9 protein-coding genes and 1 tRNA gene are annotated in these 14,457 nt (G+C 64.8%); 3 read left to right on the top strand and 7 right to left on the bottom strand.

Annotated elements, in window-relative coordinates; all coding sequences use genetic code 11:
• Nucleotides 1-15 precede the first annotated feature (15 nt).
• Nucleotides 16-1,200, top strand: coding sequence for a benzoate/H(+) symporter BenE family transporter (locus HNP44_RS10435; protein WP_259139729.1), 1,185 nt, complete (start codon nucleotides 16-18; stop codon nucleotides 1,198-1,200).
• Here the strand turns inward: HNP44_RS10435 and HNP44_RS10430 are convergent.
• Both HNP44_RS10430 and HNP44_RS10425 read right to left on the bottom strand, forming a co-directional pair.
• Nucleotides 1,189-2,577: a protein kinase domain-containing protein gene (locus HNP44_RS10430; protein WP_259139730.1), complete on the bottom strand. Its 1,389-nt coding sequence runs from the start codon at nucleotides 2,575-2,577 to the stop codon at nucleotides 1,189-1,191. The two genes, HNP44_RS10435 and HNP44_RS10430, sit on opposite strands and share 12 nt — an antisense overlap.
• Nucleotides 2,578-2,987: 410 nt before the next feature.
• A tRNA-Pro gene (locus HNP44_RS10425) sits at nucleotides 2,988-3,061 on the bottom strand.
• Between the two features lie 268 nt (nucleotides 3,062-3,329).
• Between HNP44_RS10425 and HNP44_RS10420 the strand changes: the two genes are divergently transcribed.
• Both HNP44_RS10420 and HNP44_RS10415 read left to right on the top strand, forming a co-directional pair.
• Complete coding sequence (locus HNP44_RS10420) at nucleotides 3,330-3,995, top strand: DUF1361 domain-containing protein (RefSeq protein WP_259139731.1); 666 nt, start codon at nucleotides 3,330-3,332, stop codon at nucleotides 3,993-3,995.
• A gap of 1,523 nt (nucleotides 3,996-5,518) precedes the next feature.
• Complete coding sequence (locus HNP44_RS10415; protein ID WP_259139732.1) at nucleotides 5,519-6,364, top strand: ABC transporter substrate-binding protein; 846 nt, start codon at nucleotides 5,519-5,521, stop codon at nucleotides 6,362-6,364.
• A gap of 564 nt (nucleotides 6,365-6,928) precedes the next feature.
• On the opposite strand, the gene HNP44_RS10410 is transcribed toward HNP44_RS10415, so the two are convergent.
• The 5 genes from HNP44_RS10410 to HNP44_RS10390 all read right to left on the bottom strand — a co-directional run bounded on the left by HNP44_RS10410 (nucleotide 6,929) and on the right by HNP44_RS10390 (nucleotide 14,345).
• Nucleotides 6,929-8,278 (bottom strand): glutamine synthetase family protein, encoded by a 1,350-nt coding sequence (locus HNP44_RS10410; RefSeq protein ID WP_259256880.1) that lies wholly within the window; start codon nucleotides 8,276-8,278, stop codon nucleotides 6,929-6,931.
• Entirely contained in the window at nucleotides 8,275-10,092 is a 1,818-nt protein-coding gene (locus HNP44_RS10405) for an IucA/IucC family protein (RefSeq protein ID WP_259139734.1), read from the bottom strand. The genes HNP44_RS10410 and HNP44_RS10405 overlap by 4 nt, the downstream gene beginning before the upstream one ends.
• A 68-nt stretch (nucleotides 10,093-10,160) precedes the next feature.
• Nucleotides 10,161-11,444, bottom strand: a complete 1,284-nt coding sequence (locus tag HNP44_RS10400; RefSeq protein WP_259139735.1) for a lysine N(6)-hydroxylase/L-ornithine N(5)-oxygenase family protein — start codon at nucleotides 11,442-11,444, stop codon at nucleotides 10,161-10,163.
• Nucleotides 11,441-12,937, bottom strand: coding sequence for a pyridoxal phosphate-dependent decarboxylase family protein (locus HNP44_RS10395; RefSeq protein ID WP_259139737.1), 1,497 nt, complete (start codon nucleotides 12,935-12,937; stop codon nucleotides 11,441-11,443). The genes HNP44_RS10400 and HNP44_RS10395 overlap by 4 nt, the downstream gene beginning before the upstream one ends.
• 151 nt (nucleotides 12,938-13,088) lie before the next feature.
• Nucleotides 13,089-14,345 (bottom strand): alanine racemase, encoded by a 1,257-nt coding sequence (locus HNP44_RS10390; protein WP_259139738.1) that lies wholly within the window; start codon nucleotides 14,343-14,345, stop codon nucleotides 13,089-13,091.
• Nucleotides 14,346-14,457 lie beyond the last annotated feature (112 nt).

Here is a 14,457-nt window from a genome sequence, read left to right as displayed (position 1 = left end):
TGCTACGTTCTGTCCATGGAACGTTCTGAGAACGGAACGATGGTGCCGGTGGGTGCAGGCATCGTGACCGCCCTGGTCGGGTACACCTCCGCCTTCGCGGTCGTGCTCGCCGGCCTGCGCGCGATGGGCGCGAGCCCGGGCCAGGCGGCGTCGGGCCTGCTGGCCGTCACGGTGACCATGGGCGCCGCGTCCGCACTGCTCTCCTGGCGGTACCGGATGCCGATCATCAGCGCCTGGTCCACGCCCGGCGCGGCGCTGCTCGCGACCACGGGCGCCGTCGCGGGCGGCTGGCCGGCGGCGGTGGGGGCCTTCGTCGTCTGCGGCGTGCTGTTCGTGCTCACCGGACTCTGGCCGGCGCTCGCGCGCTGGGTCCAGAAGATCCCGACGCCCATCGTCCAGGCCATGTTGGCGGGCGTACTGCTGCCGCTGTGCATCGCGCCGGTCACGTCGCTCGCGAAGCATCCGTGGGCGGTGGCGCCCGTGCTGGTGGTGTGGTTGGTGCTGCTCAAGCTCCGCCCGCGGTGGGCGGTGCCGCTGGCCTTCGTGGCCGCGCTCGTCGTGATCGCCGTGGCCCTCGTGCGCGACGATGCCGTCCCCGCCGTCGCGGAGCTGGTCCCGCACGTCGAGTGGACGACCCCCTCGATCACGCTGCAGGCGCTCACCGGCGTGGTGCTGCCGCTGTACATCGTGACCATGGCCTCGCAGAACATCCCCGGGGCCGCGGTCCTCGCGAGCTACGGGTACTCGGCGCCGTGGCGGCCCTCGCTCGCCGTGACCGGCCTCGGCAGCGTCGTCGGGGCGCCCTTCGGCGGGCATGCGATCAACCTCGCCGCGATCAGTGCGGCGCTCGCGGCGGGCCCCGACGCGGGGTCGGACACGTCTCGGCGGTGGATCGCCGGAGTCTCGTCGGGCGCGTCGAATCTCGTTCTCGGCGTATTGAGTACGGGCCTGACCGCGGTGGTTCTCGCGGCGCCCGAGGGAGTGATCCAGGCGGTGGCCGGCGTCGCGCTCGTGGGCGCCTTCGCCGCTGCGTGCGCCGGTGCCATGGCCGCCGAGTCCGCGCGCGTGCCAGCCGCCGTGACGTTCATCGTCGCCGCCTCGGGCACGACGGTGGCCGGGGTCGGCTCCGCATTCTGGGCGCTCGTCGTCGGCATCGTCGTGTACGTGATGCTGGGAGTCCGCCTGCCGTCAGACGCGTGACTCCGCCTGCGGCTCGGAGGGCGATGCGCTCGTCGTCGTGGTCGGCGCCGTCGAGGTCGTGCTCGTGCTCGTGGGTGACGTCGTGGTCGGAGTGGTGGTCGTCGGCGGCGTCGTCGACGGGGTGGTGGTCGTCGTCGAGGTGGGCGTGGTGCTGGTGGGCCGCGGCGCGCTGGAGGTCGTCGGCCGAGTGGCGTCCGTTGGCCTCACGAGAGGCACCGGATCGACTCGGTCGGAAGGGTTTTCGACCATCGTCCGCGGCACAGGCAGCCTGCCCGGATTGTTGGCAGTCGGAACGGCCGTGGCCCCAGCGCCGTCGTTCCCGTTCGCTCCGGTGAGAGCGAAGGCACCGCCGAGGGAGATCGCCGCGACCGCGAGCGCGCCGATGGCCGCGACGGTGCGCTTGCGTCGATCGCGGTGCGTGCTTGCCGATTCGGTCGCGGGGGATCGGTCCGTGGGGGTCGAATCCGGTCGCGTGTTCGGCTGGGGTGTGAAGGGTCGCCGCATCGTCGAGGCGTACGCCGCGGGGTCGTACCGGCGCGCGGTCGTCGTGTGCTGGCCGGCCCGCGTGATCGCCTCCGCCAGTGCGCCTCCGTCGGCGAACCGCCGACGCGGCTCCTTCGCCAGCGCGCGCATGATCAGGTCGTCGACGGGGCCGGGGACCCAGGTGGGCAGCGCTGGCGGCTCCTCCCGGATGTGCTGGACGCACAGGGCGACCGCGGTCGGCGCGGTGAACGGCGGATGCCCCGTGAGGCATTCGTAGCCGACGACGCCGAGGGAGTAGACGTCGGAGGAGGCGGTGGCGTCTTCGCCGGAGGCCTGTTCGGGGGAGATGTATTGGGCGGTGCCCATGACCATGCCGGTTTTGGTGACGGGTGCGGCGTCGACGGCTTTGGCGATGCCGAAGTCGGTGATCTTGACCTGTCCGGTGGGGGTGATGAGGATGTTGCCGGGTTTGACGTCGCGGTGTACGAGGCCGGCGGTGTGGGCGACTTGGAGGGCGCGGCCGGTTTGTTCGAGGAGGTCGAGGGCTTGGGCTTGGCTGAGGTGGCCGAGGCGGCTGAGGACGGCGTTGAGGGGTTCGCCGTTGACCAGTTCCATGACGAGGTAGGCCAGGGGTGCGCCGCCGGCTTGGTCGGCGGTTTCGCCGTAGTCGTAGACGCCGGCGATGCCGGGGTGGTTGAGGGCGGCGGTGGTGCGGGCTTCGTTGCGGAAGCGGGCGAGGAATTCCTGGTCTTCGGAGAATTCGGCTTTGAGGACTTTGACGGCGACGCGGCGGTCGAGTCGTGTGTCCATGGCCTCCCAGACCTGGCCCATGCCGCCGGTGGCGATGAGCCGGAGGAGTTCGTAGCGGTCGGCGAGTACGGTTCCGCAGCGCAAGAGCCGCTCCCTCCTATGTCGGGATCGTCGCTGGTGGCCCGCCGGGGCGCGGCCGACGGGCGCCGAGAAGGCGCCGCGCACGACGAGTCGGGTGTCTGGTCGTCGTGGATATCGCCGGAAACGGTCGAATCGTTACTCAGTGCAGTTCGCGTGCGGGCGCCAGCGCTCTGAGTCGGATGACGGGGACTGGCACCTGCGGCCGTTCGCTCCGAAGACTGGCACCTCGCTCACAGAAAGCGGCCGTCCGTGCAATTTGGAAGAGCACACGATCGCCGTGCGATAGAGGCGCTCGCAGGTGACGTGAGTCCGTCGGAACCCATGCGGGAGCGTGCGTGTGATGGTGTGTCACATCGCGGCGCTGAAGCCGATGGCCCCTCTCCGGGTACCGCCGCTGATCTGCGTGTTCTCTGTCGGGATGACAGGATTCGAACCTGCGACCCTTCGCTCCCAAAGCGAATGCGCTACCAAGCTGCGCCACATCCCGTGATCGCTCGCGCGACCAGCTAAGAGACTACCCCGGCACGAGAACCCCGACTACGCCCGCGTCGATGTGAGCTCTCCGGCCCCGGCCCGGCTCGAACGGGCGGCCACCCTCGCCATCGCGGGTAGGTCGCGTCCTCACCGAGTAGACGCGACTTGGGCGGAGTCGCCCGCGACGCTACGGGCGCCGGCCACCGCACGGCCGTCGAATTTTTCAGGCAACGGTCGTTGACCCGTACTAACGAACTCGTGCGCGCTGGCAAACTGATCTGATGACGAGAATGCGCGCCGTGCTGCTGCTGGTCTCCCTGCTCGCCACGACGGCGCTCACCGTGGTCCTCGGCACCACCGACACGTCGGCACCGCTCACCTATCCCAGCCGGTTCCTCATCTGGAACCTCTTCCTCGCGTGGATGCCGATGGTCTTCGCCGTCGGCTTCGCGACGGTCCGTAGCCGGTGGCCGCTCGTGCCGCTAGGCATCGGCTGGCTGGCCTTCCTGCCCAACTCGCCGTACCTAGTGACCGACCTTGTGCACCTCGGCGACGACGAGAACATGTGGCGACATGTGCTGCAGTACGGCTTCGCTGCCTGGACGGGGATCCTGCTGGGCGTCGTCTCGATGCTCCTGGTGCATCGCCGCCTGCAGCGGGAGTTCGGCGCGCGCTGGGGATGGCTCGCCGTCGTGCTGTCGGTGGGGCTGTGCGCGATCGGGGTGGTGATCGGCCGTTTCCAGCGCTGGAACTCCTGGGATCTTGTGACGCGACCGGACGCCGTAGTGATCGCGACGCTGGACTGGGTGACCTCCCCGTTCTCCTACGTCCAGTCCACCGGTGTCGCGGTGGCCGTGGCGGCGTTCTTCGGCCTGGCGTACCTGACGATCTGGTCCTTGACTCCGGCTGTGACAGTCCCCTCCAGGTATGCCTCGGACAGCGAGTGAGCGGCGCACCGTCGGTCCCGAGTACCGGGAGTGTTTCGTCGCATACGGCCATCTCCATGGCGATCGTGCGCCGAAGTCGATGGTCGCTACACAGGCCGCGAGCCCGTGCCGATCGGGAAGCACTACATCAGGGTGGACACCGGCGAGATGGAGCCCAGCCCCCAGACCGCTGCCTCCGACCACGCCGTAACCGGAGTAGACAAGCGAGAACCGGCGGTCGTGATGCCCGACACCGCGATGAAGTGGCCCGCGCCCCGGCAGGTCGCGGCCGTGAAGATCGGTGCGCCGCCGCCCGACCCCGGTCCGCCCAGGTGCCCGAAGACTGTCGCCGCCCGCCCGCCAGGGGCCGAAGACCGCCGCCGACGGTGCCCTCTCCGGCACACTCGCGCAGGCTCGCCCGGACGCACTCCTGAGGGTGGGCGGCATGTGGAGCGACCTTCTCCGAAATTGGGCGAGGCCGGCGGCACCTGTAACGCGCCCCGGCCTCTGTTTCACTGAGCGGTTTACAGACACGCTCACGAACTTGTTCGAAACTATATCAGACGGCGCTCCTGTGTTCCAATTGGTCACGGTTGCCCCGGTGCTCGTTACACCTCCGACTGTCGCGTGCGGTCGGCTGCACCGGACGTGCGCATCTCGACGGGTCCGACCGGGCGATCCCTTGGCGTGCAACGAGAGTTGGAGACTTGCGCTCAGTGGCGGAGTCACGGGCCCTGTCGGCAACGTGGATGTCGAGATATTCTGAATCTGAGAGGAATCCGTCCCGCGGGCGACCGGGATGGCGCTTCGGATGCGGACCGGAATTTCAGAGGCTCTCGGCACTACACTCTTGGATTCACGAGGGGGCGAAAATTTCTGATACGAGTACGTTCGAAATATGAGCGAGCATTCGAGGCCGAACATTAAAGTCGTAGATTTCGATCTCAAGAGATCGCGGCAATAGGCAGATGATTCAAGTCGAAATTGACCATCTCGTGCGGGTGTCAGCCATAAGCTGCGACCTCATCGAAACGAAGCCGGTGGGTGATCTCCGGATCGTCGGGATCGGGATCGAGTAGAATGTTTGCCCGTGCTGGTTCGACCCGACCGGGGGAGACGACAGCATCCTCGTGTCAGCGGCAATAGGCCGGGCGGGCGCGTCTGAGAACGGGGCACGTGGCCGCGAGGAGGACCTGCCAGCGATGCGCTCAGTCAGGAGCCGGTAGAGGCTTTTCGGGCAAGATTGCTTGCGACGGTGTACCGCAGTCCTCCGCAGCATCTCGCCCTTCCGTGCCGTCAACCGAATTCGTTTGTTCTCCTCAAGTAGTGCGTTTGCTCCTGGCTATCCAACGTCGGCCAGGGTAGGCTCACCATACGTGCTCCTGACATCGAAGGGATTACCCCGAATGCGCTTCACCTTATCTCGAGTCGCTGCCCCTGCCTTAGTTGCCGTTCTGGTAGCGGCCTGCGGCTCCGGCGCCACGACTCCCGGTCCTAGCCAGTCAGCTCAAGCGGGCGGATTCCCTCGCACAGTTGAGCAGGCGATGGGCACGACCACTATTAAGGCGCAGCCGCAACGCGTCGCAGCGTTAGATGCTTCGTATGTAGACGCTTCGCTGATGTTGAACACGAAGGTGGTAGCTTTCACCGACTACGACGGAACTAACGGCAAGCTCCCTGACTATCTTGGGAAATCTCGAGAGACGTATGGTGCCGAAGCGGCGTCAATCGGTCCCTTGGAGTCGCCGTCCCTGGAAAAACTGGCCGTCGCGAAGCCCGACCTCATCGTGAGCGCGAAAGTTCGTCACGAACGCGAGTACCAGAACCTCACGGCGATCGCGCCGACCGTTTTTAGTGAGACCACGGGGCCCACGTGGAAGGATAACATTCGACTGTTGGCAAAGGCGTTGGGTAAAGAAGCGCTAGCCGAGGAACGCCTCGCTGAGTATCAGGAGCAGGCAAGGAAGGTCGGCGACGCGGTTAAGAGTAAGGCCGGACCTGATACGACCATTTCGATCGTTCGATTCCTTGATACACGAGCGCGTGTTTACGGCAACACGTCTTTCCCCGGTATCGTCCTGAAAGACGCTGGGTTGTCTCGCCCCAAGTCGCAGGACGTCAACTCCTTCGTCGTCCAGATCAGCCCGGAGCAGATTCCTTTGGCCGATGGGACGAAGATATTCGTGACCTCGTACGACCAGGACGGTATTAGCACCCGCGGCTCATTCGAGCAGAACCCCCTCTGGGCGCCTTTGGCACCAAAGGTCACCAATGTCCAGGACTCAGTCTGGATCAGCTCTGTGAGCGTGCAAGGCGCATACCAGATGCTGGCCGATATCGCCAAAGCGTTCGGCGTCGATGGCCCTAGCAAGCCGGCTTGGATCGCTTAAGTTCAGTCTGGACTATGAGGCCTATAGGGGTGGTCGACGATCGGCGGCCACCCCTACGGTGACAATCTCAAGCAGGTTTCCGCCGGCTCCGCCGATCGCTGTTATCTTGGTCGCTTCGCGAACATCGATGACTAGATCAACAATGGCACGCGCCGCAGAATCCTGGAGTGTGCCTGGAATGTACTCGATTCTTGCAATCCCGTCGCCGCACACATGCTCCACTAATTCTGCCGCGATAGGAACGTCTCCTATGCCGATCCGAACCCCCCAGCTGCCAGATGAAGAGGTGTTCGGGGCGAGCCGGCCGGGGGTAGGCGATCAGAAATCCGACGATCTGACCGGTATGATCTGTAGCGACCGCGGACCAGCGACTGAAGTCCCGGCACCAGATATTGTACGCTCGCTGTGAGGTCGCCCCCATTCCCAGCTCTATTGCTAGTTCACGAATTCCCGCCGAATCACCGAGAGTCGCAGCACGTACGCCCACTGAAGCGCCCATCTCGATCATTCTCCTTCAGTCTTTCTCGCCGGAGAGTTGCTTGCAGGGCTGAGCCGGGAAGCATTTCATAATCGTTCAAAACCGCGTCGACGTTCCCAGTCGGTCACGGCCGAATCGTACGAGTCAGCCTCGGAGTGATATGCCCGCGCGAAGTAGTCCACAACGTCGTCGCCAAAATACTCCCGCGCTCGCTCGCTACGCTGCCATCGATCGGTGGCGGCTCGCAAGGTTCCCGGCAGAGAGGGGTAAGTGTGATCTGGCGCCTGCTCGTCGAACAATGGCAGCTCGTTTTCGATTCCGTACCGCCCCGCCGCAAGGATTGCCGCCGTCGCAAGATAGGGATTGGCATCGCCGCCGCCCAGGCGGTGCTCAATACGTAGTCCTGGACCCGCGCCCACCACTCGCACGGCGCGAGTCCGGTCATCCCTTCCCCAACCGGCGACGCTGGGCGCGAATGCTTCCGGTGCCATTCGCTTGTAGGAGTTTATGTTCGGGGCGAACATCACAGTAAACTCGGCCATGCACGCAAGTTGACCGGCGATGAAATGCTCCATGAGGCGAGACATTTCGTGCGGCTGCTCATCCGACCGCGCGAAGGCTGATCGCCCTTCCGTATCGCGCAGACTCAGGTGGATGTGACATGAGTTTCCCTCGCCCATGTCGTACTTGGGCATGAAAGTCAATGAGACATCGTGTTCGGCCGCGATCTGCTTTGCCCCAGTCTTGTACAAGACATGGTTGTCACAAGTGGTGATGGCATCGGAATAGCTGAAGACGATCTCGTACTGCCCTGGGTGGCACTCGGCTCGGGCAGTCTCGATGTCGAGGCCGGTCGCGCTCATCGCGTCACGGATGGCGCGCGTAACAGGGGTGATCGCCTCGAGGCCGGTCAACGAATAGTCCACGTTGTGCCGTGTCGCAGGATGCAACCGCTGATACCCGAGTTCAGCCGCCGACTCGTAACTTTCACGGAAGATGATGAACTCGAGTTCATTTCCGGTAAATGCTGCTAGGCCCAACTGAGCGAGGGCGTCAAGCTGATCGGTGAGTACCTGTCGAGGAGCGACCCGTACCGGATCCCCCCGGAGATCGACGGGATCTCCCAGAACGAGTGCCGTCCCGAGATCCCAGGCCAGCGTGCGAATCGATCGCGGATCCAGCCGCAGGGTGAAGTCCCCGAACCTGGCCGCTTCGTCGCCTAGGAACAGTTCGGCGATAGCTGTCATGTCGACGTCGCTGGCGAGCAAGTAGTCGCAGGCGGGGAACCCGTCGCGGTATCCGCTCAGGAAGTGCCGGGCTCCGACCCGGGTCCCTTTGAGACAACCCTGCGTATCTGGCAGTGCGACGATGACCTCGCGAATCACGCCAGCGTCGATGGCGCTGCGCAGTTCGTCGAAGGAGCCCCCAATCGTCACGAGTCAATCCTGTCCGTTTCGGTGCCGGAAGCGTTGTGGTGCAGAGGGTTCGGCGCTGTGCCTTGAATGAGATCGAAGCCGGGATCTCGCTCGCTCCGGTCTGGATCGGAGAGCATGTCGAACTGCTCCAGGTTCAGAGTCGTCTTTCCGAAACCTGGACGGAACAGGTCGAACAGGTGGAACCGCTCCTTCAACGCAGGGAATCGTGACTGGTAGTCGAGGATCTCCCGCCCGACCATGCCCCAGAATGCTGGCTCCGGCAGTCCTAGCTCGGTTTCGACAATGCGAGCCAGGTATCGGAACTGCCCGGAGAAGACGCACGTCTGAATCGATTGCGACAGTTCGTCAGGTCCCCAGCGGTGCAGGACCGCTTCGGCGTCGGAGGGCAGATCGCCGTACTCCGGCAGGTCTTCCACGAGCAAGTTGACGTCCTCCGCGAAGTCCTTGACGGCAACCCGGACCGGGATATCGCTCCGGTCGTAGATGATCACGATGTTCTGGCCGTGCGGAGCGAAGGCGACACCGTACGCGTAGAGGTAGTGCAGCAGCCCGGGGAGCAGTGCGTGCAGCAACGCGCCGAGCCAGTTCTGCGGGTCCAATCCGGACCGGCTGACGTGTTCGGCGATCATCGATCGCTTATCCGATCCCACCGAGAGTAGCGCTGCCATCGATCGCGCACGCTCGCCAGGACCGAGCCTGGTCTCGATCGGGTCACGCCAGACCGCGCCGAGAAGCTCCGCGAGACGATAGGGGGCGCCTTCAATGTGCTGGTAGACCGGATGCGTCACCGCCGCTGAGGCGACCTCACCCAGTAGTTCCATACCGCATTCGCCCGTGAGGAACTGGTCCCGATCATGAATCGCCTGTAGCCACGCACTGATCGCCGGCGCCTGCGTAGTGGGACCACTCGCGATCCCCCGGTATACCATCGTATTCCGGATTGAGAGGGCTACCTTGACATCCCTGCGGTCAGGGCGATCGACGTTCGACAGGGTCCGGATCGATTGCGACGGCAATAGTCGGTCGGTGGCGGAGCCGAGCAGCACCATCCGGCCATCTGCCAGTTGTGGTGCGAAATGGGTGGTCAGGATCTCCTCCCACTGCCATGTATGCACCGGTAGCCAGATGAAGTCGTCCTCCTGGTCCGGACCGATGCTCTCGAGCAGTTCGTTCCTGAACCGTTCGATGTCCCGCACGTCGAGCTCCGAGGCGAGAAAGTCCCGTTGGGCGATCGATCCGATACTGCTGAAGCATGCCAGGTCCCGGTGCACTGCGATCCACGGAAGCTGCAACACCGCGCCAGACTCGGGCGCGTATCTGGCCAAGTCCCTCGCCGAGAAGCCGACTCTTCCCTTGTTCAGAATCATTGTTGGGTGCCCTGTCAGGTGCCGCTCCAGTTCGCCGTAGCTCAGATCAGCGAGTTGCGCCCCGGTCGGCATCGCCGCCAGTATCCGCGACTCTGCCAGCCTGGTCGAGAACATCTCTCTCAGCGCCTCGCAGAGAGTCGCATCAGTCATGCCCAAGAGCGGCTGGAGATCGATGAGGAGCTGCCCCGGGTCGTCCGCAGGCATATCCGTTGTTCCGTGACTTCGGATCACGGAGTCTGCCACGATCTGCAGGTTGCCGAGAGCGCCGTGACCGGCCTCGAAGCGATAGGTGACGTCCCCCAGGTCGAGGGCGAACACTCCCGGCTCCACCACGTGCGGCGCGATCCCGCCTTCGTAGGCCAGCTCCGAGATTGCCTTCTCGAGGATGCTCCGTCCCGCAGTCGCCCACGGTGTGCCCACGCCATCGGCGTGGTCGCGGATGCTCACCGGGAGATCAAGATCTGTCACAGGTCCACTTCCGATCGGTGGTACGAATTGGCTTTCGGACTCGGCAGTCATGGAGCGGAGTCCGGCGGTACGAAGCTGGTGAATGCGTTGTCCTCGGGTAGCGGGATCACTGGTCGGCCCGACACCGCGTTGACGATCACTGCGGCGCGCCATGCACCCAATGTGAGGTCGGGGGCGCCAACACCGTGGGTGTGCATCTCCGCGTTCTGAACGTAGAGACCGCCGGTTACCGAACGATCGGTGCCGACCCGGTAGTTCAGATCTATGCGGTATTGATCGCGCTCGTCCCAGTCAATCAGGCCTTCCAGGGCGTCGAGGAAGGCTGGTCGCACCGGGGAGTACCCGGTGGCTAACACCACGTGATCCGTCCGGACCACGTACTCTCTCTCCGTCTGACGGTGTCGACACGTCATCTCGATGCCGTCCACGACCTGGTGGGCGGCGATCACCTCGACGCCTGGCGACAACTCAGTGCCACTCGTGTGCTCTGCTACCCGACGGTCATACAGCTCGTCGAAGACGTCACCGATCGTGCGGGCGCTGATGCCTTTGTAGAGCTGCCACTGGCGGGCGACGGCGCGGCGGCGCGCCGGCTCGGGGAGGCTGTGGAAGTACGTGGTGTACTCCGGTGTGAAGTGCTCCAGTCCAAGCTTGGAGTACTCCATCGGAGCGAATGCATCGGTCCGTGTGATCCATCGCAAGTGTTGTGGAGCGCGAACCTGGAGCAGATCCAAGAACACTTCCGCACCGGATTGCCCCGAACCGATCACCGTTACGTCTGGCGAGTCACGGAGCGCGGGCCTCCGAGTGAGGTAGTCCGCCGAGTGCAGCACCCGGTCTCCCAGTGTGCCTCTGAAAGCGTCCGGGATCGTCGGTTCGGTGCCTACGCCGAGAACGACGTTACGAGCGAAAACGGTCTCGCCACCGATCTCGACGACGAACGCCTCCCGCTGCGAGTCCCAACCGCACGACGTGACGTTGGCACCGAATCGACACGACGGGATCTGTGAGGCGGCCCAGGCGCAGTAGTCCTGGTACTCGATCCTCGGCACGTGCCAGCGCTCGGCGAAGAAGAACGGGAAAAGGCGGCCCTTATGCCGGAGATAGTTCAGGAAGGACCACGGACTGGTCGGGTCCACCATGGTCACGAGATCCGCGAGATACGGAACCTGGACCTCGGTGCCCGCTATCTGCATGCCGGGATGCCATGCGAACTCGGGCTTGCGGTCCACGAACAGCGTGCGGAGCTCCGTCGGCTGCGTGAGCGCAGCGAGCGAAAGGTTGAACGGTCCAATTCCGATGCCGATGATGTCATAGCAGTCCAGGTTCACGACACCGCCTCATCGACGTGCTGAGAACAGGCGAGCCCAGCAGCCACGACGCGGGCGATCAATTGCGACAGGTCCTCGACTCGAATCGCGGGGTTCAAGATCGTCAACTTGAGGCGCACGCCGTGCGGGTGTTCTGCGCGGCCGACCACCGCTACTCCCTCATGAAGAAGGTTCCGCCGCAACGCGGCGTTGACTCGATCCGAGTCGGCGGGGTCGTCGGTACGGTACCGGAAGACGACGGTCGAGAGCACCGGCTCTGCGTCCAGTTCCAGGCGCGGCTGGGCGGCGATAATCGCCGCTGCTTGCTGTGCGAGTTCGTGGCACGCTTCGATCAATGCGCCAATGCCCGCGCGCCCGAGTGCCCGGAATGTGGCAGCTACCTTGATCACGTCGGGACGCCGGGTGGTGCGTAGCGATCGGTGCAGCAGACTGATGTATCCAGCTTCCTCATCATCGGTAGGGTTGAGGTAGGCGACATTGCGGGCCAACGGCTTCAGCGTCTCGCGTTGACGTGCCAGGAAGACTCCCGCGGCCACGGGTTGCCACCCGAACTTGTGCAGGTCCATCGCGATCGAATCGGCTCGCTCGATCCCGTCCAGCAGTCCGGCGAGACGATCAGAGAACAACAGAGCCCCGCCGTACGCGGCGTCGACGTGCAGCCACACTCCGAGCTCCGATGTCAGCTCTGCGATCCGCGCGACGGGGTCGATGGCGCCGAAGTCCGTGGTGCCAGCGGTGGCCACCACTGCGAGCGGGACGATGCCGGGTCGAGCTAGCGCCGATCGAAGGGCACCGACGTCCATCTGATTGTGCTCATCTGTGGGGATCGAGACCACAGACCGCTCCCCGAGTCCGATCAATGCGGCCGCTCGTTGAACGGAGAAATGAGATTGCTCGGAGGTAAAGATCCGAGCCTGGCCGGCGGCGGCGGGGAGGCCGTCAGCTGTGGCGTCCACGCCGAAGCGTTCGGCCATGCAGTGCTCTCGCGCCAGCAGCAACCCCATGAGATTCGATTCAGTTCCCCCGGTGGTGAACACACCGGTCGCCTCCGTGGGACGGTAGCCGGCGAGCTCACTCAGCTCAGCGATGAGGCGGGACTCCAGAATGCTGGCCACCGGAGCCTGGTCCCACGAGTCCATCGAGGGGTTGAGCACGGAGGCGATGACATCCGCTGCTGCGGCGACCGCCAGCGGAGGGCAGTGCAGGTGACCGACGCAGCCCGGGTGGGCCGGATCGGTCGACTCTGCTGCTGTGATGTGTGCGAAGAGGCGCAGCGCTTCCTCAGCACCCGTGCCCCGCTCGGGAAGCAGTCGCGTGATCGCCGTCTCGACTCGGCGTTCGACGCCGTCCGGGCCGCCCGCAGGTAGGGGACCGGGGCGCTCGTGGAAACCGGTAACCAATCCGGCGAGTGTGACGTCAATCAGATCACCGAGCCGATCGAGGCGGCCCAATGACCCCGCCAAGGCATCGTCGCTGGCACCGATTCCGGTCACGGCCGATGAGTCCGTGAGTCTCACCATGCCGAGTCCCCGCGTCTGCGGAACTCGACCGGCCAGGCCCCACCCCGCTCGCGAGACCTTCTCCATGGGTTCGTCATGTCTGTCATTTCTCCTGATCAGTGTTTGCCACTCGGGGATGGCTGACCTAGACGGACCAGCGCGATGCCTGCGGGTGCCCTAGGAATTCAGGCATCGCGAACTCCCACCCGTACGATCCTGCGGTGGGGAACACCACGATGTCCCCTACCCGCACGCGATCCACTGTGATGTCCCGCGCCAGAGTGTCTTCGGGAGTGCACAGCTCTCCGACAACGGTGATCGGTGCATCAGTCACCGTGGGCCGTTCCCAATCGTGTGGCCAGCTCTCGATTGGCAACACGGCAAAATTGTGGATCAATGGCCACGAGGTGGGCAACTGGAAGTGGTTGATCCCACCACGAAGGATCACGAACCACGTCCCGTGGTTGAACTTCAGGTCGGTGACTTCGGCCGCGTAGTAGCCGCATTCCGCTACGGGCCAACGGCCGGGCTCGAACAGGACCCGCACCCCGGGCGGCGGCGAGATGTCCTCGAGCGCAGCACCGAACGTTGCGACATCAAACGACGGCCCCCCAGCGAAGTCGACGCCGAATCCGCCGCCGGTGTCCACCACCTGTAACTCGAAGCCTGCTTCCTGAGCCGCCCGCATGCTGAAGTCCAGGCACCAGCGCACGTAGTCCGCATGTGCCATCGCGTCGATGTTGTTCGATACGGCATGGATATGAAATCCCACCAGTTCGATCGCGTCGAGGCCACCGGCCACCTCCAATGCGGCCGGCACGTCCGCCTCGGCGACCCCGAAGGCGGTGGCCGTCCCCCCCATGGCGAGTGAGCCCGAGATCGGTACTCGATTCGGGTTCACTCGCAACGCCGCTCGAATCCGCCGTCCTGAGGCCTTCGCGATCTCGTCGAGGCGTCGCAGTTCCAGGACGCTCTCGACGTTGACCATCACGTCCGCCTGCGCTGCCGTTTCGCACAGCGCGCGGAGGAACGTAGCCGTCTTTCCCGGTCCCGCAGCCGCGATCCGCGCGGTCCGTCCAGTTCGAGCGGCCGCCGTCAGCGCCGCCTCCATCTCCCGAACCGAGGCCACTTCGAACCCGTCCACCGCGGGGGCCAATGCCTCCAACACGGGCTGGTAGGAGTTCGCCTTCACCGCGTAGTAGGCCGAAGTCCACGTCGGTAGGGCAGCACGCATCCGCCGGGCCTGGTTAGCGGCTGCGGCGAGGTCGTACACATAGCCACTCACCGGAGCGGATTGCTCTGCGTGGAGACGACGAATGCAGGCGATCACACCGTCGGGCACGGCACCGTTGAGCGGGCGTCCGCGGGCGGGCGCAGCACTGACTGGCAGGTCGATGGTCACAGCGGTTGGTTCCTCTTGTTCCTCTGTCAGCGGGGGAAGCAGGGTGGGACCGAGGTCGATCAATGTTGCCTAACCTAACTCCATGTCCTAGGCTAGCAGCAATGGGGTCAAA

Source organism: Tsukamurella ocularis (genome assembly GCF_024807615.1).
Lineage (GTDB): Bacteria > Actinomycetota > Actinomycetes > Mycobacteriales > Mycobacteriaceae > Tsukamurella > Tsukamurella ocularis.
Note: the sequence above shows the minus strand (reverse complement) of the source record. Positions and strands in the feature narration are given on the sequence as shown.